We start from the raw sequence: 22,470 nt of genomic DNA, 5'->3' as shown, positions 1-22,470 counted from the left end.
CTCGACCGTGCCGCCCAGGACCGCGACGCGCTCGCGCAGGCCGCGCAGCCCGAACCCGCCCCGGTCCGGGGTGTCATCCGTGCCCTGAGACCCGTGGCCGTCGTCGCGGACCTCGACGGCGAGCACGTCGCCCGGCGCACCGGGCGAGCGCTCGAGCGCCACGCGGACGACGGCGCCACGCGCCCCGGCGTGCCGCAGCACGTTGGTCAGCCCCTCCTGGACGACTCGGTACGCCGCCGCACCCGCGGCGGTGCCGTCGGCGGTCCCCGACGGCAGGTCGACGTCCAGCGCGACGTCGAGCCCGGCCGCCCGGGCCGTGCGCACGAGGTCCTCGAGCCGGTCGATACGCGCCTGGTCCGCGAGCCCCGCGGGCGCGGTCGTCCCGCGCAGTGCGCGCACCGTGGCGCGCAGGTCCGCCAGGGCCGTGGTCGTCGCCGTCCGGACGAGCTCGAGCTCAGCCCGTGCGGTCGCGAGCGCGGCGGACGCTGCCGTACCGGCGGCGTCCACGTCGTCCAGGGCCTCGCGGGCGACGTTCGCGTGCAGGGAGACGACGGCGAGGTGGTGCCCGACGACGTCGTGCAGGTCGCGGGCGACGGCCTCCCGCTCGTGCGCGAGCCGGTCGGCGGCCTCGAGCTCGTGCGTCTGCTCGCGCAGCGCGTCCGCGTGCCGCCGCTGCTCGTCGCGCTGCCGGCGGGTGAACGACCCCTGCCCGAGGGCGATCGCCGCGGCCATGAGCGCCACGGTCGTCGCCAGCTCGTAGCCGACGACGTACCGGACGTCGTCGCCCTCGGCGAGCCGGAAGTACGTCGAGGCGACGACGAGCGCCGCCGCGACCCCGACGGCCCAGCCGAGCCGGCCCGCGACGGCCGCCGAGTACAGGGCGACCGAGACGGGCAGGGCGAGGCCGATCGCGGGCAGGTCGAGCGTGTAGTAGGCGCAGATGACCAGCGCGGTCGCGACGAGGACCCCGACGGGGAAGCGGCGCCGGCCGAGCACGAGGAGCCCCAGCACGAGAGCGATCGGGTACGCGACCCACGGGTCGGCCCGCGTGCCCCCGACGTCCGCGGCGATCGCGAACGCGACGACGTCGAACACCGCGAACCCCAGCAGGGCGTCGATGAGCCAGGGCGGTGGCGACGGACGCGACGGCCGGGTCGCGGGAGGCGACCCGGCGGGCCGGTCGTGCGGGATGTCGGGGGACGTCACGCTCACCGAGTCTAGGAAGACCCACCCCGGCGCGCGTCCGTCGCGGGGCGGGTCCGCGTCAGGGTCGACTACGTCGAGACGCGTACGCGCGGGGCGCGGGACGACGCATCGCGTCGCGCGCCGGGGCGGACGCGTCGCCGCACCGCCGCTCCCTAGCGTCGACGCCATGAACCCGACTCCCCGCTCCGCGCTCGGCGAGACCGTGCGCTCGCTGAGCTGGCCCCTCGTCCTCGGGCTCGGCGCGCTCGCCCTCGTCCGACCGCTCCTGAGCGTCACGGGCCTCGACGGCGCGATCGGCCGGCCCGCGGCGCCCCTGCTCACGACCCTCGTGCTCACGGTCGTGTGGGTCGTCGCGATCGTCGTCGCCCGCCCGGCGCACCCGCTCGCGACCGGCGTGGCCGTCGGGCTCGCCTACGGCGTCCTCGCCCTGGTGCTCAGCGCCGTGCTGTCGCCGATCCTCACCGGCGAGCTCCAGGGCCCCGTCGCGCACCCCGTCGCGATCGTCCCCATGCTGCTCACCAACGCGGCCTGGGGCGCGCTCACGGGGGCCGTGGCGCTCGGTCTCCTCGCGGCCCGACGCCGTTGAGGCGCGACCAGCCGACGGCTCGCCGCGCCACCCCGACTCCCATGCCACCCCGACTCCGAGACCGCCCCGTCCCTGGCGCCGCCCCGAGGCGCGACCCGGTGCGCTCGGGGTCCGTTCCGGGCGCGCGTACGCTTCCGGGCGGACGCGCCCGGCACCGCCCGGTCCCTAGCGTCGACAGCGTCGCCCGCACCGCCGGGCCGCCGTCGCACCGCACCCGCCGACCGCCGTCGTCCACCCTGGAGAAGACCCGATGACGACCACGTACACCACCCCGCCTCCCGCCGTCCCGCCGGCACCCGGAGCACCCGCCGGACCGCCGGGCGCTCGCCCCCGCCGGCGCCGCGGCCCGCTCGCCCGCGTCCTCCTCGTGCTCGGGCTCGTCGTCGTCGTGTTCGTCGGGGCCGTCGCCGCGGTCGTGGGCGTCGCGTGGGCGCGCGCCGCGACGAGCACGGCGGGAGCCGTCGAGTTCACGCGGCCGCTCGCCGTCCCGCCGCTCGCGGAGTCGCGCGTGGAGGACGGCGTGCGCGTCTTCGAGCTCGAGGCGCGTGAGGGCGTCGCCGACCTGGGCGCGGCCGCCCCCACCCCGACGATCGGGCTGAACGGCGACTACCTGGGCCCGACCCTGCGCGCCGTCCGCGGCGAGCGCGTGCGCGTCGACGTGACGAACTCCCTCGACGAGACGACGACGCTTCACTGGCACGGCATGCACCTGCCGCCCGCGATGGACGGCGGCCCCCACCAGATGGTCGAGCCGGGCGAGACGTGGTCGCCCACGTGGACGATCGACCAGCCCGCCGCGACGCTCTGGTACCACCCGCACCTGCACGGGCAGACCGCGAGCCAGGTGTACCGCGGGCTCGCGGGGATGTTCCTCCTCGACGACCCGGCCGCCGCCGACGGCCCCGCCGCCGACCTTCCGCACGAGTACGGCGTCGACGACGTCCCGGTCATCCTCCAGGACAAGAGCTTCCATGCCGACGGACGGCTCGACGACGCCGTCTCCTTCCTCTCACCGGTCGGCCCGCTCGGCGACACCGTCCTCGTCAACGGCACCCCCGGGCCCTACCTCGACGTGACGACCGAGCGCGTCCGCCTGCGCCTGCTCAACGGCTCCGACTCGCGCGTCTACGACGTCGGCCTCGCCGACGGCGGCACGGTCCAGCTCGTCGGGACCGACGGCGGGTTGCTCCCCGCCCCGCAGACGGTCGAGCGCGTGCGCCTCTCCCCGGGCGACCGGGCGGAGGTCGTCGTGACCATGGACCCGGGGCAGCGCGCGGTCCTGCGCAGCTTCCCGCCCGAGCTGGGCGTCAACCCGCTGTTCGAGCGCTTCTCGGGCGGCGACGACACCCTCGACCTCCTCGAGCTGCGCGCGGCCGGCACGCTCGAGCCGAGCCCCGACGTCCCCGGCACGCTCGGCGCCACCGATCCCGCGGACGCGCTCGACGAGGCCGACGCCGTGCGCACCCGTCGCTTCCAGCTCGCCGGGACCGCGATCAACGGACGCTCCATGGACATGGCGCGGATCGACGAGGTCGTCACCGTCGGCGAGACCGAGGTGTGGGAGGTCACCGGGCTCGACGACACCCCGCACAACTTCCACGTGCACGACGTTCAGTTCCGCGTCCTCGACGTCGCCGGCCGGCCGCCCGGGCCGGATCTCGCCGGGTGGCAGGACACGGTCTACGTGCAGCCGGGGCACGTGACGCGCCTGCTCGTCCGGTTCGACGCCGCCGAGGGCGCGACCGACCCGACCACCCCGTACATGTTCCACTGCCACCTCCTCACGCACGAGGACCGCGGCATGATGGGCCAGCTCGTCGTCGTCGCGCTGGGCGAGCAGGCGCCGTCCCGCATCGACGCGCCCGACGGGGGCACCCACCCCGACCACGACGCCGACGCGCTCCCGGGCGACGGCACCGGCCCCCGCCGCCTCGACCCCGACTCCCACGGCGGCCACTGACCCGCGGGGCCGAGCATGCGGCTGCCGCCCTATCCGAGCGCCGGACGAGCGGCGACCGCATGCTCGGCCGGCGACGGACGTCCGGGATGTGAGCGGGCGGCGGGGTCGGTCGGCCGGGCCGACAGCGGCGGGTAGCGTGTGGCCATGACCGCTCCGCACCCGGACTCCCTGGCCAGCGCCCGCACCCCGGCGACCGTCGACGTCCCCTCCGGCACGGTGCCGCGGGCGGAGGACGAGGTGGTGCGGATCTGCCGGGAGCTGCTGCGGATCGACACGTCGAACTTCGGCGACGGGACCGGGCCGGGGGAGCGGCGCGCGGCGGAGTACGTCATGGGGCTGCTGCACGAGGTCGGGCTCGAGCCGGAGCTGTTCGAGTCGGAGCCCGGCCGGGCGAGCGTCGTCGTGCGTCTGGAGGGCGCGGACCCGACGCGGCCGGCGCTCGTGCTCCACGGGCACCTCGACGTCGTGCCGGCGCAGGCGGCGGACTGGTCGGTCGACCCGTTCGCGGGCGAGGAGATCGACGGCCTGCTGTGGGGCCGCGGCGCCGTCGACATGAAGGACATGGACGCGATGATCCTCGCGGTCGTGCGCCAGATGGTGCGTGAGGGGCGCAAGCCCGCGCGCGACGTCGTCGTCGCGTTCTTCGCCGACGAGGAGGCAGGGGGCGTGTACGGGGCGCGCTACGCCGTCGACCACCGACCCGAGCTGTTCGAGGGCGCGACCGAGGCGATCAGCGAGGTCGGCGGGTTCTCGGTCGAGGTCGGGGGGCGGCGGGCCTACCTGCTTCAGACGGCGGAGAAGGGCATCGCGTGGCTGCGCCTCGTCGCGGAGGGCCGCGCGGGCCACGGGTCGCAGGTGAACGACGACAACGCGGTGACGCGGCTCGCGGAGGCGGTCGCGCGCATCGGGACCCACCACTGGCCGAACATGCTGACGCCGACGGTCGACAAGCTGCTCCGGGGCGTCGCGGACCTCACCGGGCTCCGGTACGACCCGGAGGACCCGTCGTCGGTCGCGGCGCTCGTCGCCGCGCTCGGCCCCGCGTCGCGGTTCGTCGGGGCGACCGTGCGCCACACGTCCAACCCGACGCAGCTCACCGCGGGCTACAAGGCGAACGTCATCCCGGGCCGGGCGGAGGCGGCGATCGACGCGCGGCTGCTGCCCGGGCACGAGGAGGAGGGGTTCGCGACGCTGCGCTCGCTCGCGGGCGAGCACGTGCGGGTCGAGGAGATCCACCGGGACATCGCCCTCGAGGTGCCGTTCGAGGGCGACCTGGTCGACGCGATGGTCGACTCGCTGCTCGCCGAGGACCCCGAGGCGACCGTGCTCCCGTACACGCTGTCGGGCGGCACGGACAACAAGTCGCTGGCTCGGCTCGGGATCACGGGCTACGGCTTCGCGCCGCTGCGCCTGCCGGCGGACCTCGACTTCTCCGGCATGTTCCACGGGGTCGACGAGCGCGTCCCGGTCGACTCGCTGCGGTTCGGCGTGCGGGTGCTGGACCGCCTGCTGCGCACCTGCTGACGCCGTCCGGGTCGGCGGCTCAGGCGTCGCCCAGCAGCGCCCGGACCGACGAGCGGAGCTGCGCGCGGTAGCCGCCGCCGAACAGCACCGCGTGCACGGCGACCGGGTACACCTGGTGCAGCGACACCCGGTGGCGCCACCCGCGCGCGAGCGGGTGCGCGGCGTCGTACCCGGCGACGATCTCGTCGAGGTACGGCGCGCCGAACAGCGCGAGCATCGCCAGGTCGGCCTCGCGGTGCCCGCCGTGCGCGGCAGGGTCGATGAGCACCGCCTCGACGCCGCCCGGACGCCCGCCCGGGCCGGGACCGACCGGGGACCACAGCACGTTGCCCGACCACAGGTCGCCGTGCACGCGCGCGGGGGAGTCGTCGAGCCCTGGTCGGGCGAGGTCCGCGAGGCGGTCGCCCAGCCGTTCGAGCAGGCGGGCGTCGTCGGCATCGAGGGCGCCGCGGTCCCGGCCCTGTCGCGCGACCGGGAGCAGCCGCGCCTCGGCGTAGAAGGTGGGCCAGTCGGGCCACGCTCCTGTGGGCATCGGCAGCGGGTCGTCCAGCGGACCGAAGAACCCGTCGCCCGTCCAACCTGGCGGTGGCGCACCCCACGAGGGGGCGCCGGCGTCGTGCACGACGGCGAGCGCCTGGCCGAACGCGTGCGCCGCCTCGGGCGTCGGCGCGGCAGGCAGGACGCGTTCGAGGTCGAGGCGCGTCGGGCTCACGTCGAGGACCCGCGCGACGCGGGGCCCGCCCGCGACGGCGAGCCAGGCGAGCCCCGCGGCCTCGCAGTCGAAGAACCCCCGGGGCGCGTCGACGCGCGACTTGGTGAAGACGCCCGATGGCGCGCCCCCGGGACTCCTCATGGTCCCGGGGTCACAGGGTCGAGCTGACCCGGATGATCTTGCGTCGCAGCCAGACGCGGCGCTCGCCCCCGACGTAGAGCCGCGTGCGGGCCAGCTCCCAGCGCCCGTACTCGGCCTCGTCGGTGAGCAGCCTGCTCGCGTCCGACCGGCTCGTGGAGCGGTCGATCGTCAGGACGCGGTACTCGTACTGCCCGCCGTGCGCGGCCCATCCGGACCGCCGACGTGACGTCGGCCTCTCCTCCACGTGCCACCGTCCTCTCTCGCCTGTCTCGGTCGTCGGCCGAGCGGGGGAACCGGCTCGGCTAACGAGTGCCATTGTGCCCCTCTCGGCGCTACCGTCAGGGTATGACCGCTGACCCGCGTGCCGCGCTCGACCGGTTCATCGCCGCGCTCGAGGCCCACTACAACGCCGTCGCCGCACGCCGCGGGGAGGACGACCCCTCCGTCGACGACGCCTACTACGTGCTCGCGGACGCCTTCGAGGTCTATGACGAGGCCCTCGGGCAGGTCCACGGGGAGGCGACGCCGTTCTACCTCGCGGAGGAGGACGACGACGAGGACGACGAGGACGACGAGGAGGAGGACGAGGTCGACGACCTCGACGACACGCTCGACGACGACGTCCTGACCGGCGAGCTGGAGACCGACGGCGCGCGCTGACGCGCGGGCCTCACCACCGCTCGGGGTAGCCGACCTCCAGGTCGCTCACGTCGTCGAGCGCCGCACGGACCGCGTCGGGGAGCTCGAGGTCGGTCGCGGCGAGCGACGTCCGGAGCTGGGCGGGGGTCCGCGCGCCGACGATCGCGCTCGCCACGGTGGGGCGGCCGAGGAGCCACGACAGCGCGACGTCGAGCGGGGCGCGGCCCAGCCCGTCGGCCGCGGTGACGACGGCCTCGACGATCCCCGACGAGGACTGGTCCAGGTAGGGCTCGACGAACGCGGACAGGTGCGGCGACGCGCCGCGCGAGTCCGCGGGGAGCGAGCGGCGGTACTTGCCCGTGAGCACGCCCCGGCCGAGCGGCGACCAGGCGAGCAGCCCGAGGCCGAGCGCCTCGGCCGCCGGCACGACCTCGCGCTCCGCGCCGCGCTGGAGCAGCGAGTACTCGAGCTCGACCGCGGCGAGGCCCACGTCGTCGGTGCCGCCGAGCAGCGTCGCCGCGCGCGCCGTCGCCCATGCGGGGTGGTTCGACAGGCCGACGTAGCGTGCGCGCCCGGACGTCACGGCGTGGCGCAGCGCGGAGAGCGTCTCGGTGAACGGGGTGCTCGGGTCGGGCGCGTGCACGAGGAACAGGTCGACGTGGTCCGCGCCCAGGCGCGACAGCGAGTCGTCCAGCGAGTCGAGGAGCGCCCCGCGGGACGCGTCGACGACCGGGCCCTGCGCCGTGCGGCGCACGCCGGCCTTGGTGCACAGGAGCACGTCGCGCCGGTCGACCTTCGCCCCCAGCAGCGACCCGAGCAGCGTCTCGGCGTCCCCGTCGGCGTACGAGGCGGCGGTGTCGACGAGGGTCCCGCCCGCGTCGACGAAGTCGCGCAGCTGCTCGGCGGCGTCGAGCTCGTCCGTGTCCCGGGCCCACGTCATGGTGCCGAGGCCGAGCTCGGACACGCGCAGGCCGGTGCTGCCGAGGTGGCGGTGTTCCATGGGAGCCGAGGGTACCGGCGGACCCTGCCGCGCGACCGTCGGGGCGCGCGGCAGGGTGCCGGGAGCGGCGAGGTTCACCCTCCGCCCCGGCCCCGACGGCCGGGTCCGCAGGACGGTGTTCACGCGCCCGTCGCCCGACGTTCATCCAGGGCCCCGACCCGCCGGCGGGGTGCCGGGCGGGCCTGCCCGAGCGGGTATCGTGGCCGCTCGTGAACGCGTGGGAAGCCGTCCTCCTCGGCCTCGTCCAGGGCCTGACCGAGTTCCTCCCGATCTCCTCGAGCGCGCACCTGCGCATCGTGGGCGAGCTCATCGGCTCGCAGGACCCGGGGGCCGCCTTCACGGCGATCACCCAGATCGGGACCGAGACGGCGGTCCTCCTGTACTTCCGTCGCGACATCGCGCGGATCTGCGCGGCGTGGTGGCGCTCGGTGCGCGGCGACCACGGGACGGACTGGAAGGCGCGCCTCGGTCGGCACGACCACGACGCCGCGATGGCCTGGTACATCGCCCTCGGCTCGGTCCCGATCGTCGTGCTCGGCCTGCTGTTCCAGGACGCGATCGAGAACACGTTCCGCAACCTCTACCTCACCGCGCTCATGCTCGCGGTCTTCGCGCTCCTGCTCGGCTGGGCGGACCGGATCGGCGCCAAGCGGCGCACGCTGCGCGAGCTCTCGCCCGGCCAGGCCGTCGCGTTCGGGTTCGCGCAGGCGCTCGCGCTCGTCCCGGGCGTCTCCCGGTCCGGCGGCACGATCACGGCGGGCCTCCTCATGGGCTTCACCCGCGAGGCCGCGGCGCGCTACTCGTTCCTGCTCGCGATCCCCGCCGTCATGGGCTCGGGGTTCTACCAGCTCTTCAAGTCCGCGGACGAGCCGGCGCCCGGCGCGCCCGGTGCGGGCGCGACGCTCATCGCCACGCTCGTCGCGTTCGTCGTCGGCTACTTCGTCATCATCGCGTTCCTCAAGATCGTCTCGACCTTCAGCTACACGCCGTTCGTGGTCTACCGCCTGGTGCTCGCCGCGCTCGTCGTGCTGCTCCTGCTCACCGGTGTGCTCGAGCCCGGCGGGACGGCCGCGTCCACCCCGTGACCCGCGGTCAGAGCCAGCCGACCCGCTTGAACACGCGGTAGAGCACGAGGCAGCCCGCGGCCATGAGCCCGAGCGCGAACGGGTAGCCGAACGCCCAGTGCAGCTCGGGCATGTTCCGGAAGTTCATGCCGTAGACCCCCGCGACGATCGTCGGGTAGACGAGGATCGCGGCCCAGGCCGAGATCTTGCGCATGTCCTCGTTCTGGCGCACCGACACCTGGGACATGTGGACCTGGAGCATGTCCGAGAGCAGGTCGTCGTGCGCGTCGAGGTGACGGTCGATCCGCTCCACGGTCGTCACCACGCGCTCGAGCATGCGCCGGTTCACCGCGAGGTGGTCCGGGACGTCGGGGTCGAGCAGCTCCGGCAGCTCGGCCGAGACGGGCATGAGGGCGCGCCGCGCCTCGGTGATCTCGCGCTTGAGGTCGTAGATGCGCTCGACCGGGTCCTCGCGCTGCTGGTCGAACACGACCCGCTCCGTGTCCGCGACCGCGTCCCCCAGGCCGAGCTCGACCTGCGACGCCCCGCCCACGATCGCCAGGACGGCGGCGGACACGATCCGCTGGACGGGCGTGCCCCGCGGGTCGCCCGGGGCGGCGAGCTTGTCGAGCATGGTCGCGTGGACGTCGGCGTCCCCTTCCTCGGCGGTGACGACGGTCCCCGGCCCGAGGAGCGCGGCGAACTGGCCGGTGTGCACCTGGCGGTCCGCCTCCGTGAACCAGGCCGTCGGCGTGACGAGCAGGAGCCAGTCGGCCGCGAGGCGACGCACGTGCGCCAGCGGGTGGTGCGCGTGCCGGGACAGCTCGTGGCGCGTCGATCCGGGGCCCGTCGAGACCCGGGCCGCGGCGTCGAGCACCGCGTCGAGGTCGGCGACCCGCACCCACGTCGCCGGGCCATGGGCGGCCCGGTGGTCCTCGTGTGCGCGGGCCGCGTCGTCCCCGGGGCGGGCGTCCCCGAGCGTTCCGGGGTCGAGCTCGCGCACCCCGGCCGCTCCCGGCTCCACGGTCCACGCCGCCAGCACCCGGACGTCGGGGAGCAGCGGGCCGTCGTCGCTCGACCCGTGCCGCGGGGCGTCGACGTGGGGGTCGGTGGGCTTCGTCACGTCCGCATTGTCCCGCGCCCGGCACGGACCTGCCCGGGCGCGCTGGATCGCCGTCCGTGCGACGGCCGTGCGCCGTCCGGGCCGCGGGCGCGCGGTGCTCGTCCTCCGGACGACGGTCCGGCGCCGACGTCCCGACGGCTAAGGTTGACGCGTGCACAGCTGGCCCGCCCCGCAGATCCCCGAGCTCCCCGGACGAGGCCTCCCGGTCCGGGTGCACGACTCGACGACCCGCGACCTCGTCGTCGCGGCCTCGGGCGAGGACGCCACCCTCTACGTGTGCGGCATCACGCCGTACGACGCGACCCACATCGGCCACGCGGCCACCTACGTCGCGTTCGACCTGCTCGTGCGCGCGTGGACGGACGCCGGCCAGCGCGTGCGGTACGCGTCGAACGTCACCGACGTGGACGACCCGCTGCTCGAGCGCGCCGCCGCGACCGGTGTCGACTGGCGCGCGCTCGCCGTCGACCAGACGGCGCTCTTCGCCGAGGACATGACGGCGCTCGGAGTCGTCCCGCCCGACGTCTACGAGGGCGCGGTCGAGACGATCCCCGCCGTCGTCGAGGCGGTCACCCAGCTCCTCGACGCCGGGCTCGCCTACCGCGTGCCGGTCGAACCCGGCGCGGGCGGCACCGACCCGGGGCTCGGCGACGTCTACGCCGACCTCTCGGCCGACCCCGCGTTCGGCTCGGTCTCGCGCCTCGCGCGCGACGTCATGCAGCACCTCTTCGCCGAGCGCGGGGGCGACCCCGACCGCGAGGGCAAGAAGGACGCGCTCGACCCGCTCCTGTGGCGCCGCGAGCGCCCGGGCGAGCCCGCGTGGGACGGTGGCACGCTCGGCACCGGGCGGCCCGGCTGGCACGTCGAGTGCGCGGTGATCTCGCGCGACGGGCTCGGCCTGCCGTTCGACGTGCAGGGCGGGGGAGCGGACCTGCTCTTCCCGCACCACGAGATGTCGTCCTCGCACGACCGCATGCTCTCGGGCGGCGGCGCGCCGCGCGCCCACGTCCACGCCGGCCTCGTCGCGTACGAGGGCGAGAAGATGAGCAAGTCGCGCGGCAACCTGGTGCTCGTCTCGAAGCTGCGGGCCACGGGCGTCGACCCGATGGCGATCCGCCTCGCGCTCCTCGCGCACCACTACCGCGGCGAGTGGGAGTGGACCGACGACGACCTGCCCGTCGGCGTGCGCCGTCTGGAGACCTGGCGCGACGCCGTCTCCGGCAACGGCGGTCCCGATGCCACCGCGACGCTCGCCGCCGTGCGCGCCGCGCTCGCCGAGGACCTCGACGCGCCCGCGGCGCTCGCGGCCGTCGACGCGTGGGCCGCGGAGTCGCTGCGTCCGGGGCGCGACACCTCCGGCGACGACGAGGGCGCGCCCGGCGTCGTCGCCCGCGCGGTCAACGCGCTGCTCGGCGTGCGCCTCTGACGCGCCGCCGCACGCCAGCGGCGGCGCGGGTGCGTCAGACCGTCGGTCCCTTGCCCGGGTTGCCGCGGTCGCGACGGCGCAGGTAGCGCTCGAACTCGCGCGCGATCGCCTCGCCGCTCGCCTCGGGCAGCTCCGCGGTGTCCTTCGCCTCCTCGAGCTGCTGGACGTACTCCGCGATCTCCGCGTCCTCCGCGGCGAGCTCGTCGACGCCGTGCTGCCACGCCTCGGCGTCCTCCGGCAGGTCCCCGAGCGGGATCGGCTCCGAGAGGAGCTCCTCGATGCGCGCGAGGATCGCGAGCGTCGCCTTCGGCGACGGCGGGTGCGCCACGTAGTGCGGCACCGCCGCCCACAGCGACACCGACTGGAGCCCGCGCTCGGCGGCGGCGTGCTGCAGCACGCCGACGATGCCCGTCGGCCCCTCGTACGTGCTCGGCTCGACGTCGAGCACCGCCTGGAGCCCGACGCTCTCCGACGTCGCCGTCATGGGGATGGGCCGCGTGTGCGGCACGTCCGCGAGCAGCGCGCCGAGCGTGACGACCGTGCGCACGTCGTGCTCCTCCGCGATGTCGAGCAGCTCGCGGCAGTACCGACGCCAGCGCATCGACGGCTCGATGCCGTGCACGAGCACGACCCGGCGCCCGCCGGGCGACAGGACCGCGGAGGCGATCGTCGTCGTCGGCCACGTGATCTCGCGGAGCCCGTCGTCGTCGGTCGTGACGACGGGGCGGTTCACCTGGAAGTCGTGGTACTCCTCGGGGTCGAGCTCGTCCACGTCCTCCGCCCCCCACACCTCGTGCAGGTGCTGGAGGGCGGCCGTGGCGGCGCTCCCCGCGTCGTTCCAACCCTCGAACGCCGCGATCATCACGGTCTGCCGGGTGCCCTCGGTCGCGTTCTCGGTCATCGCCCCAGCCTATGCGGCCGGGCCCGGCGACGGCGGAGCGGGTTCGCGCGTGGCGTAGCCGCACGTAGGGTGGAGTGGCCGGGTGCACCGCGTCGTGCCCCGCCCGGACCCCACCCCTCGTCCTTGGAGCCATGCCGTGACGTCCCCGCGCCCCGCCACCGATCCCGCCCTCCCGCAGGCCGTCCTGTGGGACATGGACGGGACGCTCGTCGACACCGAGCCGTACTGGATCGCGGCGGAGCACGAGCTCGTCGACGCGCACGGGGGCACGTGGACGCACGAGGACGCCATGTCCCTCGTCGGCAACCCCCTGCGCGAGTCCGCGCGGATCATCCGGGACCGCGGGGGAGTCGACCTGCCGATCGACGAGATCGTCGCGTTCCTCATGGGGCGCGTCATCGAGCAGGTGCGGGCGGAGGTCCCGTGGCAGCCCGGCGCGCGCGAGCTGCTCACGGCGCTGCGCGAGGCGGGCGTGCCGTGCGCGCTCGTCACGATGTCGTACCGCGAGCTCGCGGCTCCGGTCGCCGAGCTCGCGCCGGACGACGCGTTCCAGGTGCTCGTGTGCGGGGACGAGGTCGAGCGCGGCAAGCCCGACCCCGAGCCCTACCTGCTCGCGGCCGAGCGGCTCGGCGTCGACGTCGCGCGCTGCGTCGCGATCGAGGACTCGCCCGCGGGCATCGCGTCCGCCCGCGCCTCCGGCGCGGCCACGCTCGGCGTGGAAGCCGTGGTCCCCGTCCTCCCGGCGCCCGGCCTGAGCCGGACGCCGTCGCTGGAGCTCGTCGACCTCGACCTGCTCGCCCGGCTCGTCTCCGGCGAGGTCGTCGACCTCATGGCCGACGACGCCGCCTAGTCCCGGGGGAGGCGCGCCGCGTCGCGGCGGTACATCGCGGCGTGGTCGTGCAGGTCCGGCCGATCGGTCTTCCGGGCGTGCGCGTCCGTCCAGTCGGCGAGGTCCCGGAGACGGTCGTGCATCGCCGACAGCACGTCGTCGGGAGCCGGCGCGCGGTCGCGGCCGTAGCCGGCGAGCAGCTCGGCGAGCCGCTCCTCGGGCGCGAGCCCGGGCGGGGCCGGCATGTCCTCGCACCAGCCGCACAGTCGGTAGGCGAGGTACGCGACGTCCCAGACCCGGGGCCCGGGCGACGCCATGTCCACGTCGATGAACCCGACGAGGGTGCCGTCCGCGCGGACCATGTTGTACGGCGCGGCGTCGTTGAGGCACACGACCTCGGCCGGCTCGCGCACCGGGGAGCGCCAGACGGCCCGCTCGAGACCGAAGCCGACCGTCGCGTCGTGCCACGCGCGCAGCATCGCGCCCGACTCGCGCAGGGTCGAGCGGTCCCAGAGCCAGTCGGGGAGCGGCCAGCCGCCGACCTCGCCCTCGGTCCAGGTCAGGACCTCGCGGCCGGCGTCGTCGAGGCCGAGCGGGGCGGGCGCCACCGAGACCCCCTGGGCGCGGACCCACGCGAGGAGCGCGTGGATCGTCGGGGTCCACGGTCCCCCCGTCCGGTGCACCGTGTCGCCGACGCGGACGACCTCGTTCACGTTGCCGCCCGACAGCTCAAGCTCGACGGGGGCGGGGTCGTCGGTGCGCACCGACCGATGGTGGCACGGTCCGGTCCTCCGCCCGCAGGGCTTTTCCTCCCGGCGCTCGGAGCAGCCCGGCGAGCAGGAAGTGCGGCGCGCGGGCCCGTGCGTCACGACGGGCGGTCTCGTCCCCACGGCGCTCGTCCTGCTCGCCGTCGTCCCGGGGAGCCCGCGACCGCATAGGCTTCCGGGGTGGACGGACCCGAGCCCCGAACCCCCCGCACGCCCGCCCCGGTCGGCCCGCGCACGAAGGGCTGGGTCATCGGTCGCATCGTCGGCGCACCGGTCATCCTCACGCCGTCGTGGTTCCTGGCCGCGGCGATCCTCACGGTGCTGTTCGTCCCCACGGTGCGGCGGCTCGCGCCGCACCTGGGCACCGAGGTGTACCTCGTCTCGTTCGCGTTCGTGCTCCTGCTGTTCGCGTCGGTGTTCCTGCACGAGGTGGCGCACGCGCTCGTCGCGCGGGCACGCGGGCAGCACGTCACCGAGCTCGCCGTCACGCTGTGGGGCGGGCACACCGCCTACTCGGGGACGTCCGCACGCCCGCTCGACGGCTTCCTCATCTCCGTGGTCGGGCCGCTGACCAACCTGGCGCTGGCGGTCGTGTTCTGGGTGACGTTCCAGGCGCAGCCGACCTTCTCGGTGCCCGCGCTGCTGCTGTACGCCGGGGCGTTCTCCAACGCCTTCGTCGGGTTCTTCAACCTGCTGCCCGGGCTGCCGCTCGACGGTGGCCAGATCCTCGAGTCGGCCGTGTGGGCCGCGACGGGCTCGCGCACCAAGGGCACGGTCGCGGCGGGCTGGGTCGGGCGCGCCGTCGCCGTGGGCGTCGTCGCGTGGGCCCTCGTGTGGCCGCTCACCCTCGGACGGCAGCCGGACCTGTGGACCGTCGCGTGGGCCGCGCTCATCGGCGCCTTCCTCTGGAGCGGCGCCGGGCAGGCGATCGCGGTGGGTCGTTCGCGCGAGGCGGTCTCCGGACTCTCCGTTCGCGGGCTAGCGCGGCCGGCCGTCGTCGTGCCGTCCACGGCGACGGTCGCGGCCGTGGGCCGGTCCGTGGCGCTCGCGGGCGGTCCGCACGTCCTCGCCGTCCTCGTCGACGGGTCGGGACGACCCGTCGGGTACGCGGACCCGGCCGCGGCCGCGGCGGTGCCGCCGGACGCCGCCGAGTCGACTCCCGTCGGCGCCGTCGCGGTCCCGCTGCCTGCCGGAGCCACGATCGACGCGCACCTCCAGGGCCAGGACATGCTCGCCGTGCTCGCGCGCGTCGGCCGGGACGGCGCGGTCGTCGCCGTGACCGACGGCGGCCGGGTCGTCGGGGCGCTCGAGGTCGCCCGCGTCGTCGCGGCCCTGCGGGACGCGCAGCGCGGCCGCTGACCGGGCCCGCCCACGCCGCCGAGCGCACAGTACGGCGACTCGCCGCGGGGCGTGGCCGACCGGCCCGTAGGATGGTCGCCCGTGACCTCCGAGCCCGCCGCCACGCCCGGCCCCCAGACGACGCCCTCCGGACCGGACGGCGCACCCGCGCCCGCGGGCACCCCCACGGACCGCCCGGTGGCGACCGGCGCGGACGAGCGCCGTGGCCCGCTGCGCGTGGGCGACAAGGTGCAGCTCACGGACCCCCGGGGACGCCTGCACACCATCACGCTCGCGCCGGGGGCGACGTTCCACACGCACAAGGGTTACCTGCGCCACGACGACCTCATCGGGCAGCCCGAGGGGAGCGTCGTCCGCAACACGGCCGAGATCGAGTACCTCGCGCTGCGCCCGCTGCTCGCGGACTACGTGCTGTCGATGCCGCGCGGTGCGGCGGTCGTCTACCCCAAGGACGCAGGGCAGATCGTCGCGATGGCGGACATCTTCCCGGGCGCGCGCGTCGTCGAGGCGGGCGTCGGCTCGGGCGCGCTGACCATGTCGCTCCTGCGCGCCGTCGGCGACGCGGGCGAGCTGCACTCGATCGAGCGGCGCGAGGACTTCGCCGCGATCGCGCGCGGCAACGTCGAGACCTTCTTCGGCGGAGAGCACCCGGCCTGGACGCTGTCCGTCGGCGACCTCGCCGACGTGCTCCCGACCGTCGCCGAGGACGGCACGGTCGACCGCGTCGTGCTCGACATGCTCGCGCCGTGGGAGAACCTCGACGTCGTCGCCCGAGCGCTCGTCCCCGGCGGCGTGCTCGTCTGCTACGTCGCCACGACGACGCAGCTCTCGCGCCTCGCGGAGGACCTGCGCGCGGACGGGCGCTACGCCGAGCCGGTCGCGTGGGAGTCGATGGTGCGGGGCTGGCACCTCGAGGGCCTCGCGGTGCGCCCGCAGCACCGCATGATCGGGCACACGGGCTTCCTGCTCACCGCGCGCCGTCTGGCCGACGGCGTCGCGCCGCCGGAGCGCAAGCGCCGCCCCGCCAAGGGCGCATACCCGGCCGACACCGAGCAGTGGTCGCCCGAGGAGCTCGGCGAGCGTCCGGTCTCGGAGAAGAAGATCCGTCGCGTGCGGCGCGACGTCGGCCAGGGCCCGGAGCAGGCCGTCACCCCTGGCTCCTCGCAGGACGAGCACCCGTCCGACGTGTCGGAGGCATGACGGTCCGGTAACGATCGGGACCCGGTCGTCTCACGCTGGGTGTCGTCCGTGTGCTCGGACGAGGATTGTGCCTAAGGTCTACACCCGACCGCCGGACGGTGGTCGGCACGGGTGCCCCCACGGGTCCGCCGTCCGCCGTCCAGCACGCGGTCGGGCGAGCCGCCGGCGAGAGGGGAACACCCGATGAGCGAGACATTCGGCCGTAGCGACGAGGCCCCGCAGAGCAGCGCGCGAGAGCTCGCGCTGCTGTCCGCGAAGAACGAGAGGCTCGCCGAGGCGCTGAGAGCCGCACGGGACCAGATCCTCGACCTCAAGAGGCAGATCGACGACCTCGCCAAGCCCCCCGGCACGTACGCGGTGTTCCTCGCCGCGCACCCGGACGGGTCGGTCGACGTGTCCGCCGCCGGGCGCAAGATGCACGTCGGAGCCAGCCCGAGCCTGGACGTGGAGCGGCTGCGCCCCGGCCAGGAGGTCAAGCTCAACGAGGCGATGACCGTCGTCGCGGCGGGCGGGTACGAGCGCACGGGCGAGATCGTCACGGCCAAGGAGATCCTCGACGCCGACCGTGTGCTGGTCGTGGGTCGCGCCGACGAGGAGCGCGTCGTGCGCCTCGCGGGCTCGGTCGCGCACACGTCGCTGCGCGTCGGGGACTCGCTGACGATCGACACGCGCAGCGGGTTCGTGTTCGAGGTGATCCCCAAGTCCGAGGTCGAGGAGCTCGTCCTCGAGGAGGTCCCGGACATCGAGTACGAGGACATCGGTGGCCTCGGTCCGCAGATCGAGCAGATCCGCGACGCGGTCGAGCTGCCGTTCACGCACCCCGACCTCTTCCGCGAGCACGGGCTGCACCCGCCCAAGGGCGTCCTCCTGTACGGGCCGCCCGGGTGCGGCAAGACGCTCATCGCCAAGGCCGTCGCGAACTCGCTCGCGCACACCGTCGCGCGGGCGCGCGGCGAGCAGGTCGAGGACGGGTCGGGCGCGGCGCGCAGCTACTTCCTCAACGTCAAGGGCCCCGAGCTGCTCAACAAGTACGTGGGCGAGACCGAGCGGCACATCCGCCTGATCTTCGCCCGCGCGCGGGAGAAGGCGTCCCAGGGCACCCCGGTCGTCGTGTTCTTCGACGAGATGGAGTCGCTGTTCCGCACGCGTGGCACCGGCCTGTCGTCCGACGTCGAGACGACGATCGTGCCCCAGCTCCTCGCCGAGATCGACGGCGTCGAGCGGCTCGACAACGTCATCGTCATCGGGGCGTCCAACCGCGAGGACATGATCGACCCCGCGATCCTGCGGCCCGGTCGTCTCGACGTGAAGATCAAGATCGAGCGGCCGGACGCCGAGGGCGCGAAGGAGATCTTCGCCAAGTACCTCACCGAGGACCTGCCGATCCACGCCGCCGACCTCGCCGAGCACGGCGGCAACCAGCGCGAGGCCCTCGACGCGATGATCCGGTCCGTGGTCGAGCGCATGTACTCCGAGGAGGACGAGAACCAGTTCCTCGAGGTCACGTACGCGAGCGGCGACAAGGAGGTCCTGTACTTCAAGGACTTCAACTCGGGCGCGATGATCCAGAACGTCGTCGACCGCGCCAAGAAGTCCGCGATCAAGGACTTCCTCGCGACCGGCCAGCGCGGCATCCGCGTCGACCACCTCCTCTCGGCGTGCGTCGACGAGTTCAAGGAGAACGAGGACCTGCCCAACACGACCAACCCCGACGACTGGGCGCGCATCAGCGGCAAGAAGGGCGAGCGCATCGTCTTCATCCGCACGATCGTCCAGAAGAAGGGCGAGGGCGGCTCCCCGCGCACCATCGACACGGTGACGAACACGGGTCAGTACCTCTGATCCGGCAGGGCACGGCCGCGCCGGGCCCACGGCCGCAGGGCCGGTGGGTCCTCGCGGTCCGGCTCCTGTGGGTCGTCGGCTTCCTCGTGGGGACGACGACGCACGTGCTCGACCTGACGGCGGGCGTGACCGGCGTGTACGCCGGCTTCCCGCCCGCCGCCCGCGCCTTCTGGGTGTCGCTCACGCTCCTCGACCCGCTCGTCGTGCTCCTGCTCGCGCTGCGTCGTCGGGCGGCCGTCCCGCTCGGGGTGGCGATCATGGTGGTGGACGTCGCGGTCAACGCGACCGTGGGCGCGCTCGTGGGCGGGCTGGCGCCCTGGGGCCTCGTCAACCAGTCGCTGTTCGGCGTCCTCGTCCTGGCGACGGCCCGTGTCCTGTGGCGCGCCGACGACCCGGCCGCTCGTGGACAGGACCGACGCGCCGTCGGCGGACCGACATAGGGTGAGCGCGTGAGCGTTCGACGGGTCATGGGGATCGAGACCGAGTACGGCGTCCTGCAGCCGGGGAAGCCGATGGCGAACCCGATGCTGATGTCGAGCCAGGTCGTCACCACCTACCGGGCGCTCGCCGCGCGCAGCGACGGAGCCCGGGGCCGGGCGCGCTGGGACTACGACGACGAGGACCCGCTCCAGGATGCGCGAGGCTTCCACGTCCCGCGCGCCTCGGCCCACCCGTCGCTGCTCACCGACGACCCTGCCCGGCCCGCGCCGTCGGGGCCGGTGGCGGAGCCTGCCGGGGGAGCGGCGTCCGAGGGCTCGCTCCAGGAGGTCGCGCGCCCGACGACCGAGGAGTACGACGACCCGAGCGCGGCGAACGTGATCCTCACGAACGGTGCCCGGCTGTACGTCGACCACGCGCACCCGGAGTACTCCTCGCCCGAGGTCACGGTGCCGCACGACGTCGTGTGCTGGGACGTGGCGGGGGAGCGCGTGATGCTCGCGGCGTCGCGCGAGCTGGACCAGGTGCCGGGCGGGTCCGTCGTGCTGTACAAGAACAACGTCGACGGCAAGGGCGCGAGCTACGGCACGCACGAGAACTTCCTCGTGGACCGGGACGTCCCCTTCGGGGTGCTCGTGGAGATGCTCACCCCGTTCCTCGTGACCCGGCAGGTGTTCGCCGGCTCGGGGCGCGTCGGCCTCGGCCCGACGGGCGAGGAGCACGGCTTCCAGATCTCGCAGCGAGCGGACTACGTGGAGGCCGAGGTCGGGCTGGAGACCACGCTGCGGCGCCCGATCGTCAACACGCGCGACGAGCCGCACGCCGACCGGCAGCGCTGGCGCCGGCTGCACCTCATCATCGGCGACGCGAACATGCTCGAGACCGCGACGTACCTCAAGACGGGCACGACGTCGCTCGTGCTGTTCGTCGTCGAGCACCTCGAGGAGCTGGGGCCGCGGGTGCGGGCGCGGCTGGCCGCCCTGCGGCTCGCGGACCCGGTCGCGGACGTGCAGCGGGTGAGCCGCGACCTGGACCTCACGCGTCGGCTCACCCTCGCCGACGGGCGCGAGCTGACCGCGCTGGAGGTCCAGCGCGAGTACCTCGCGGTGGCCGCGGAGGCGTCGGAGCGGCTCGCCGGCACCGCCGGCCTCGACGCGCCCACGCGCGACGTGCTCGCCCGGTGGGCCTCGGTGCTCGAACGCCTCGGGACGGACCGCGACGCGTGCGCGCGCGACGTCGAGTGGGTCGCGAAGCTGCGCCTCCTCGACCGCCTGCGCGAGCGCGACGGCCTCGACTGGGGCCACTCGCGGCTCGCGGCGATGGACCTCCAGTGGTCCGACGTGCGCCCCGAGCGCGGCATCTACCACCGGCTCCTCGCGGCGGGCGCGGTCGACCGCGTCGTCACCGAGCGCGAGGTCGGCGCCGCCGTGCACCATGCGCCGGAGGACACGCGCGCGTTCTTCCGCGGCGAGGTGATGGCGCGCTACGGCGACCAGGTCTCCGCCGCGAGCTGGGACTCCGTGATCTTCGACGTGCCGGGCGCGCCGTCGCTCCAGCGGGTCCCCATGATGGACCCGCTGCGGGGGACGCGGGCGCACATCGGTGCGCTGCTCGACGCGAGCCCGGACGCGGCGGCGCTCCTGGCGGGTCTGGCAGGCCCGTCGTGAGCGGCGGCGACTAGGCTGGACGTACGACGGCGCCCCGCCCCACGCGGAACGGGCGCCGCGTGCGAGCAGGGCCGGGAAGGGCGCGAGCCCCGAGCGGGTTGGAACGGACAGAGCGTCGGCGCGGCACCGTGCCGACGGACGAGGAGGCAGCCATGGCGGGTACCGAACGCACCCACGCGTCGCACGAGGACCGGCGTCCCGACGACGAGCCGGAGGGCCCCGAGGTCCCGGTCGCGCCGCAGGCGCAGTCGCGCGACGCGGAGGTCGACGCGCTCCTCGAGGAGATCGACGAGGTGCTGGAGACGAACGCGGAGTCCTTCGTCCGGGGCTTCGTCCAGAAGGGCGGCGAGTAGGAAGGGTGACGGCAACCCGATGAGCACGGACCAGCCAGGGCGCCTGCCCGACGCGTTCACGACCCCCGGGTCGTCGTCCTTCCTGGACTTCCTGTCCGGGCACGCCCCGGACCTGCTGCCGTCGCACCGCGCCGCCGCGCACACGTCCGGGGGCGTCGCGCCCGACGCGCCGCACGCGACGACGATCGTGGCGCTCACGTTCGGCGCCGAGGGCGTCGCGGGCGGCGTCGTCATGGCGGGGGACCGCCGCGCGACGATGGGCTCGATGATCGCGAACCGCGAGATCGAGAAGGTCTTCCCGGCGGACGAGTTCTCGGCGGTCGGGATCGCGGGGACCGCGGGCATCGCGGTCGAGCTCGTGCGCCTGTTCCAGCTCGAGCTCGAGCACTACGAGAAGATCGAGGGCTCGCTGCTCTCTCTGGACGGCAAGGCCAACCGCCTGTCGACGATGATCCGGCAGAACCTCGGCCTCGCGATGCAGGGGCTCGCGGTGGTCCCGCTGTTCGCCGGGTTCGACCTCGACCGCGGTGGCGGCCGCATCTTCTCCTACGACGTGACCGGTGGCCGGTACGAGGAGCGCGCCTACCACTCGGTGGGTTCCGGCTCGGTGTTCGCGCGGAGCTCGCTGAAGAAGCTCTGGCGCACCGAGCTCGACCGCCAGGCGTCGGTGCGCGTCGCGGTCGAGGCCCTGTACGACGCGGCGGACGACGACTCGGCGACGGGCGGCCCGGACCCGGTGCGTCGTATCTGGCCCGTCGTCGCCGTCGTGACGCAGGCCGGGTACGAGCGCGTCCCCGACGACGAGCTCGCGGCCGTCGTCGAGCAGATCGTGGCCGAGCGGTCCGGGACGGGCGTGCCGCGTCGGCGACCGGCCGTGACGAACGCCGAGGCGGTCCCGCACGACCAGCCGCACGACCTGTCGCAGGGCCCCGCGTCGGGAGGTGACGCCGAGTGAACATGCCCTTCTACGTCTCGCCCGAGCAGCTCATGAAGGACCGGGCGGACTTCGCGCGCAAGGGCATCGCGCGCGGCCGGTCCGTCGTGGTCCTCGCGTACGAGGACGGGATCGCGTTCGCCACGGAGAACCCGTCGCGCGCGCTGCACAAGATCTCGGAGATCTACGACCGCATCGCGTTCGCCGCGGTGGGCAAGTACAACGAGTTCGAGAACCTGCGGGTCGCGGGCGTGCGCTACGCGGACCTGCGGGGGTACTCCTACGACCGCACCGACGTCAACGCGCGCGGCCTCGCGAACGCGTACGCCCAGACGCTCGGCACGGTGTTCACCACGGAGTCCAAGCCGCTCGAGGTCGAGCTCGTCGTCGCGGAGGTCGGGCGTACCTCGGCGCAGGACCAGCTCTACCGGATCTCCTACGACGGCTCCGTCGCCGACGAGCAGGGGGTCGTCGTCATGGGCGGGCAGGCCGACCAGCTCGGACGCGTGCTCCAGGACGCGTGGGAGCCCGGCCTCGGCCTGGCCGAGGTGCTGCGGCTCGCCGTGCGCGCGCTCGGTGCGGGGAGCGACGGGGACGAGGTGCGGACCATCCCGGCCGCGCAGCTCGAGGTCGCCGTCCTGGACCGTACGCGCCCACGGCGCGCGTTCCGCCGCATCTCGGGGAGCGCGCTCGAGGACCTCCTCGCGGACGGCGACGACCCGGCGGCGGCCGCCGACGCCGCGACCGACGACGCGGGCGACGCGACGGGCGCCGGCCCCGCGACGGACGAGGGGTAGGA

General features: G+C 74.9%; 22 protein-coding genes. 15 read left to right on the top strand and 7 right to left on the bottom strand.

What is annotated here, in order from left to right; all coding sequences use genetic code 11:
• A partial coding sequence (locus tag FB00_RS10560) for a sensor histidine kinase (protein WP_156186366.1) occupies positions 1-1,206 on the bottom strand: 1,206 nt, incomplete at its 3' end.
• Between the two features lie 166 nt (positions 1,207-1,372).
• On the opposite strand from FB00_RS10560, the gene FB00_RS10555 reads away from it, so the two are divergent.
• The 3 genes from FB00_RS10555 (at position 1,373) to FB00_RS10545 (ending at position 5,276) form a co-directional block, all read left to right on the top strand.
• Positions 1,373-1,792 (top strand): hypothetical protein, encoded by a 420-nt coding sequence (locus tag FB00_RS10555; protein WP_047232864.1) that lies wholly within the window; start codon positions 1,373-1,375, stop codon positions 1,790-1,792.
• A gap of 250 nt (positions 1,793-2,042) precedes the next feature.
• A complete protein-coding gene (locus FB00_RS10550) occupies positions 2,043-3,752 on the top strand; it encodes a multicopper oxidase family protein (RefSeq protein ID WP_082141210.1) in 1,710 nt (569 codons plus the stop codon).
• 144 nt (positions 3,753-3,896) lie between these two features.
• On the top strand, positions 3,897-5,276 hold the full coding sequence (locus FB00_RS10545) for a M20/M25/M40 family metallo-hydrolase (protein WP_082141209.1): 1,380 nt from the start codon (positions 3,897-3,899) through the stop codon (positions 5,274-5,276).
• 19 nt (positions 5,277-5,295) lie between these two features.
• On the opposite strand, the gene FB00_RS10540 is transcribed toward FB00_RS10545, so the two are convergent.
• Both FB00_RS10540 and FB00_RS10535 read right to left on the bottom strand, forming a co-directional pair.
• On the bottom strand, positions 5,296-6,129 hold the full coding sequence (locus tag FB00_RS10540) for a fructosamine kinase family protein (RefSeq protein ID WP_047232863.1): 834 nt from the start codon (positions 6,127-6,129) through the stop codon (positions 5,296-5,298).
• Positions 6,130-6,139: 10 nt separating this feature from the next.
• Positions 6,140-6,373 (bottom strand): DUF5703 family protein, encoded by a 234-nt coding sequence (locus FB00_RS10535; RefSeq protein WP_009861400.1) that lies wholly within the window; start codon positions 6,371-6,373, stop codon positions 6,140-6,142.
• 101 nt (positions 6,374-6,474) lie between these two features.
• Here FB00_RS10535 and FB00_RS10530 point away from each other — a divergent pair, with 101 nt between their 5' ends.
• Positions 6,475-6,789, top strand: coding sequence for a hypothetical protein (locus FB00_RS10530; RefSeq protein ID WP_047232862.1), 315 nt, complete (start codon positions 6,475-6,477; stop codon positions 6,787-6,789).
• A 10-nt stretch (positions 6,790-6,799) separates the two neighbouring features.
• Here FB00_RS10530 and FB00_RS10525 read toward each other — a convergent pair whose 3' ends face one another.
• Entirely contained in the window at positions 6,800-7,768 is a 969-nt protein-coding gene (locus FB00_RS10525) for an aldo/keto reductase (RefSeq protein WP_047232861.1), read from the bottom strand.
• Positions 7,769-7,977: 209 nt separating this feature from the next.
• Between FB00_RS10525 and FB00_RS10520 the strand changes: the two genes are divergently transcribed.
• Complete coding sequence (locus FB00_RS10520; RefSeq protein ID WP_047232860.1) at positions 7,978-8,853, top strand: undecaprenyl-diphosphate phosphatase; 876 nt, start codon at positions 7,978-7,980, stop codon at positions 8,851-8,853.
• Between the two features lie 7 nt (positions 8,854-8,860).
• On the opposite strand, the gene FB00_RS21075 is transcribed toward FB00_RS10520, so the two are convergent.
• Complete coding sequence (locus tag FB00_RS21075; protein ID WP_197088793.1) at positions 8,861-9,955, bottom strand: magnesium and cobalt transport protein CorA; 1,095 nt, start codon at positions 9,953-9,955, stop codon at positions 8,861-8,863.
• A gap of 151 nt (positions 9,956-10,106) precedes the next feature.
• On the opposite strand from FB00_RS21075, the gene mshC reads away from it, so the two are divergent.
• Positions 10,107-11,381 (top strand): cysteine--1-D-myo-inosityl 2-amino-2-deoxy-alpha-D-glucopyranoside ligase, encoded by a 1,275-nt coding sequence (gene mshC, locus FB00_RS10510; protein ID WP_047232859.1) that lies wholly within the window; start codon positions 10,107-10,109, stop codon positions 11,379-11,381.
• A 34-nt stretch (positions 11,382-11,415) separates the two neighbouring features.
• Here mshC and FB00_RS10505 read toward each other — a convergent pair whose 3' ends face one another.
• On the bottom strand, positions 11,416-12,282 hold the full coding sequence (locus FB00_RS10505) for a PAC2 family protein (protein WP_047232858.1): 867 nt from the start codon (positions 12,280-12,282) through the stop codon (positions 11,416-11,418).
• Positions 12,283-12,418: 136 nt separating this feature from the next.
• Between FB00_RS10505 and FB00_RS10500 the strand changes: the two genes are divergently transcribed.
• On the top strand, positions 12,419-13,132 hold the full coding sequence (locus FB00_RS10500) for an HAD family hydrolase (RefSeq protein ID WP_082141208.1): 714 nt from the start codon (positions 12,419-12,421) through the stop codon (positions 13,130-13,132).
• Here the strand turns inward: FB00_RS10500 and FB00_RS10495 are convergent.
• Complete coding sequence (locus tag FB00_RS10495) at positions 13,129-13,875, bottom strand: phosphotransferase (protein ID WP_047232857.1); 747 nt, start codon at positions 13,873-13,875, stop codon at positions 13,129-13,131. The two genes, FB00_RS10500 and FB00_RS10495, sit on opposite strands and share 4 nt — an antisense overlap.
• 183 nt (positions 13,876-14,058) lie before the next feature.
• Here FB00_RS10495 and FB00_RS10490 point away from each other — a divergent pair, with 183 nt between their 5' ends.
• The 8 genes from FB00_RS10490 to prcA all read left to right on the top strand — a co-directional run bounded on the left by FB00_RS10490 (position 14,059) and on the right by prcA (position 22,468).
• A complete protein-coding gene (locus FB00_RS10490) occupies positions 14,059-15,237 on the top strand; it encodes a site-2 protease family protein (protein ID WP_047232856.1) in 1,179 nt (392 codons plus the stop codon).
• Positions 15,238-15,318: 81 nt separating this feature from the next.
• On the top strand, positions 15,319-16,437 hold the full coding sequence (locus FB00_RS10485) for a tRNA (adenine-N1)-methyltransferase (RefSeq protein WP_082141207.1): 1,119 nt from the start codon (positions 15,319-15,321) through the stop codon (positions 16,435-16,437).
• A 183-nt stretch (positions 16,438-16,620) separates the two neighbouring features.
• The gene (gene arc, locus FB00_RS10480) at positions 16,621-18,279 is read left to right on the top strand and encodes a proteasome ATPase (protein ID WP_047232855.1); all 1,659 of its coding nucleotides are present in this window, start codon (positions 16,621-16,623) and stop codon (positions 18,277-18,279) included.
• Between the two features lie 86 nt (positions 18,280-18,365).
• On the top strand, positions 18,366-18,719 hold the full coding sequence (locus tag FB00_RS10475; RefSeq protein ID WP_052877583.1) for a hypothetical protein: 354 nt from the start codon (positions 18,366-18,368) through the stop codon (positions 18,717-18,719).
• A 27-nt stretch (positions 18,720-18,746) separates the two neighbouring features.
• Complete coding sequence (dop, locus tag FB00_RS10470; protein WP_047232854.1) at positions 18,747-20,384, top strand: depupylase/deamidase Dop; 1,638 nt, start codon at positions 18,747-18,749, stop codon at positions 20,382-20,384.
• A gap of 152 nt (positions 20,385-20,536) precedes the next feature.
• Positions 20,537-20,737 (top strand): ubiquitin-like protein Pup, encoded by a 201-nt coding sequence (locus tag FB00_RS10465; protein WP_047232853.1) that lies wholly within the window; start codon positions 20,537-20,539, stop codon positions 20,735-20,737.
• A 19-nt stretch (positions 20,738-20,756) separates the two neighbouring features.
• Positions 20,757-21,692, top strand: a complete 936-nt coding sequence (gene prcB, locus FB00_RS10460; protein WP_082141206.1) for a proteasome subunit beta — start codon at positions 20,757-20,759, stop codon at positions 21,690-21,692.
• The gene (gene prcA, locus FB00_RS10455; RefSeq protein WP_047232852.1) at positions 21,689-22,468 is read left to right on the top strand and encodes a proteasome subunit alpha; all 780 of its coding nucleotides are present in this window, start codon (positions 21,689-21,691) and stop codon (positions 22,466-22,468) included. The genes prcB and prcA overlap by 4 nt, the downstream gene beginning before the upstream one ends.
• The last annotated feature ends 2 nt before the right edge of the window (positions 22,469-22,470 follow it).

It is taken from the genome of Cellulosimicrobium funkei (genome assembly GCF_001019615.1).
Lineage (GTDB): Bacteria > Actinomycetota > Actinomycetes > Actinomycetales > Cellulomonadaceae > Cellulosimicrobium > Cellulosimicrobium cellulans_E.
The sequence above is the reverse complement of the archived record's forward strand: the minus strand, read 5'-3'. Positions and strand labels throughout refer to the sequence as shown.

Excerpts from the sequence above, each read along its gene's own strand:
- FB00_RS10545 (WP_082141209.1), top strand. The coding sequence starts at position 3,897 with ATGACCGCTCCGCACCCGGACTCCCTGGCCAGCGCCCGCACCCCGGCG.
- prcB (WP_082141206.1), top strand. The coding sequence starts at position 20,757 with ATGAGCACGGACCAGCCAGGGCGCCTGCCCGACGCGTTCACGACCCCC.
- FB00_RS10540 (WP_047232863.1), bottom strand. The coding sequence starts at position 6,129 with ATGAGGAGTCCCGGGGGCGCGCCATCGGGCGTCTTCACCAAGTCGCGC.
- dop (WP_047232854.1), top strand. The coding sequence starts at position 18,747 with ATGGGGATCGAGACCGAGTACGGCGTCCTGCAGCCGGGGAAGCCGATG.
- FB00_RS10550 (WP_082141210.1), top strand. The coding sequence starts at position 2,043 with ATGACGACCACGTACACCACCCCGCCTCCCGCCGTCCCGCCGGCACCC.
- arc (WP_047232855.1), top strand. The coding sequence starts at position 16,621 with ATGAGCGAGACATTCGGCCGTAGCGACGAGGCCCCGCAGAGCAGCGCG.
- FB00_RS10555 (WP_047232864.1), top strand. The coding sequence starts at position 1,373 with ATGAACCCGACTCCCCGCTCCGCGCTCGGCGAGACCGTGCGCTCGCTG.
- FB00_RS10505 (WP_047232858.1), bottom strand. The coding sequence starts at position 12,282 with ATGACCGAGAACGCGACCGAGGGCACCCGGCAGACCGTGATGATCGCG.
- FB00_RS10465 (WP_047232853.1), top strand. The coding sequence starts at position 20,537 with ATGGCGGGTACCGAACGCACCCACGCGTCGCACGAGGACCGGCGTCCC.
- FB00_RS10525 (WP_047232861.1), bottom strand. The coding sequence starts at position 7,768 with ATGGAACACCGCCACCTCGGCAGCACCGGCCTGCGCGTGTCCGAGCTC.
- FB00_RS10530 (WP_047232862.1), top strand. The coding sequence starts at position 6,475 with ATGACCGCTGACCCGCGTGCCGCGCTCGACCGGTTCATCGCCGCGCTC.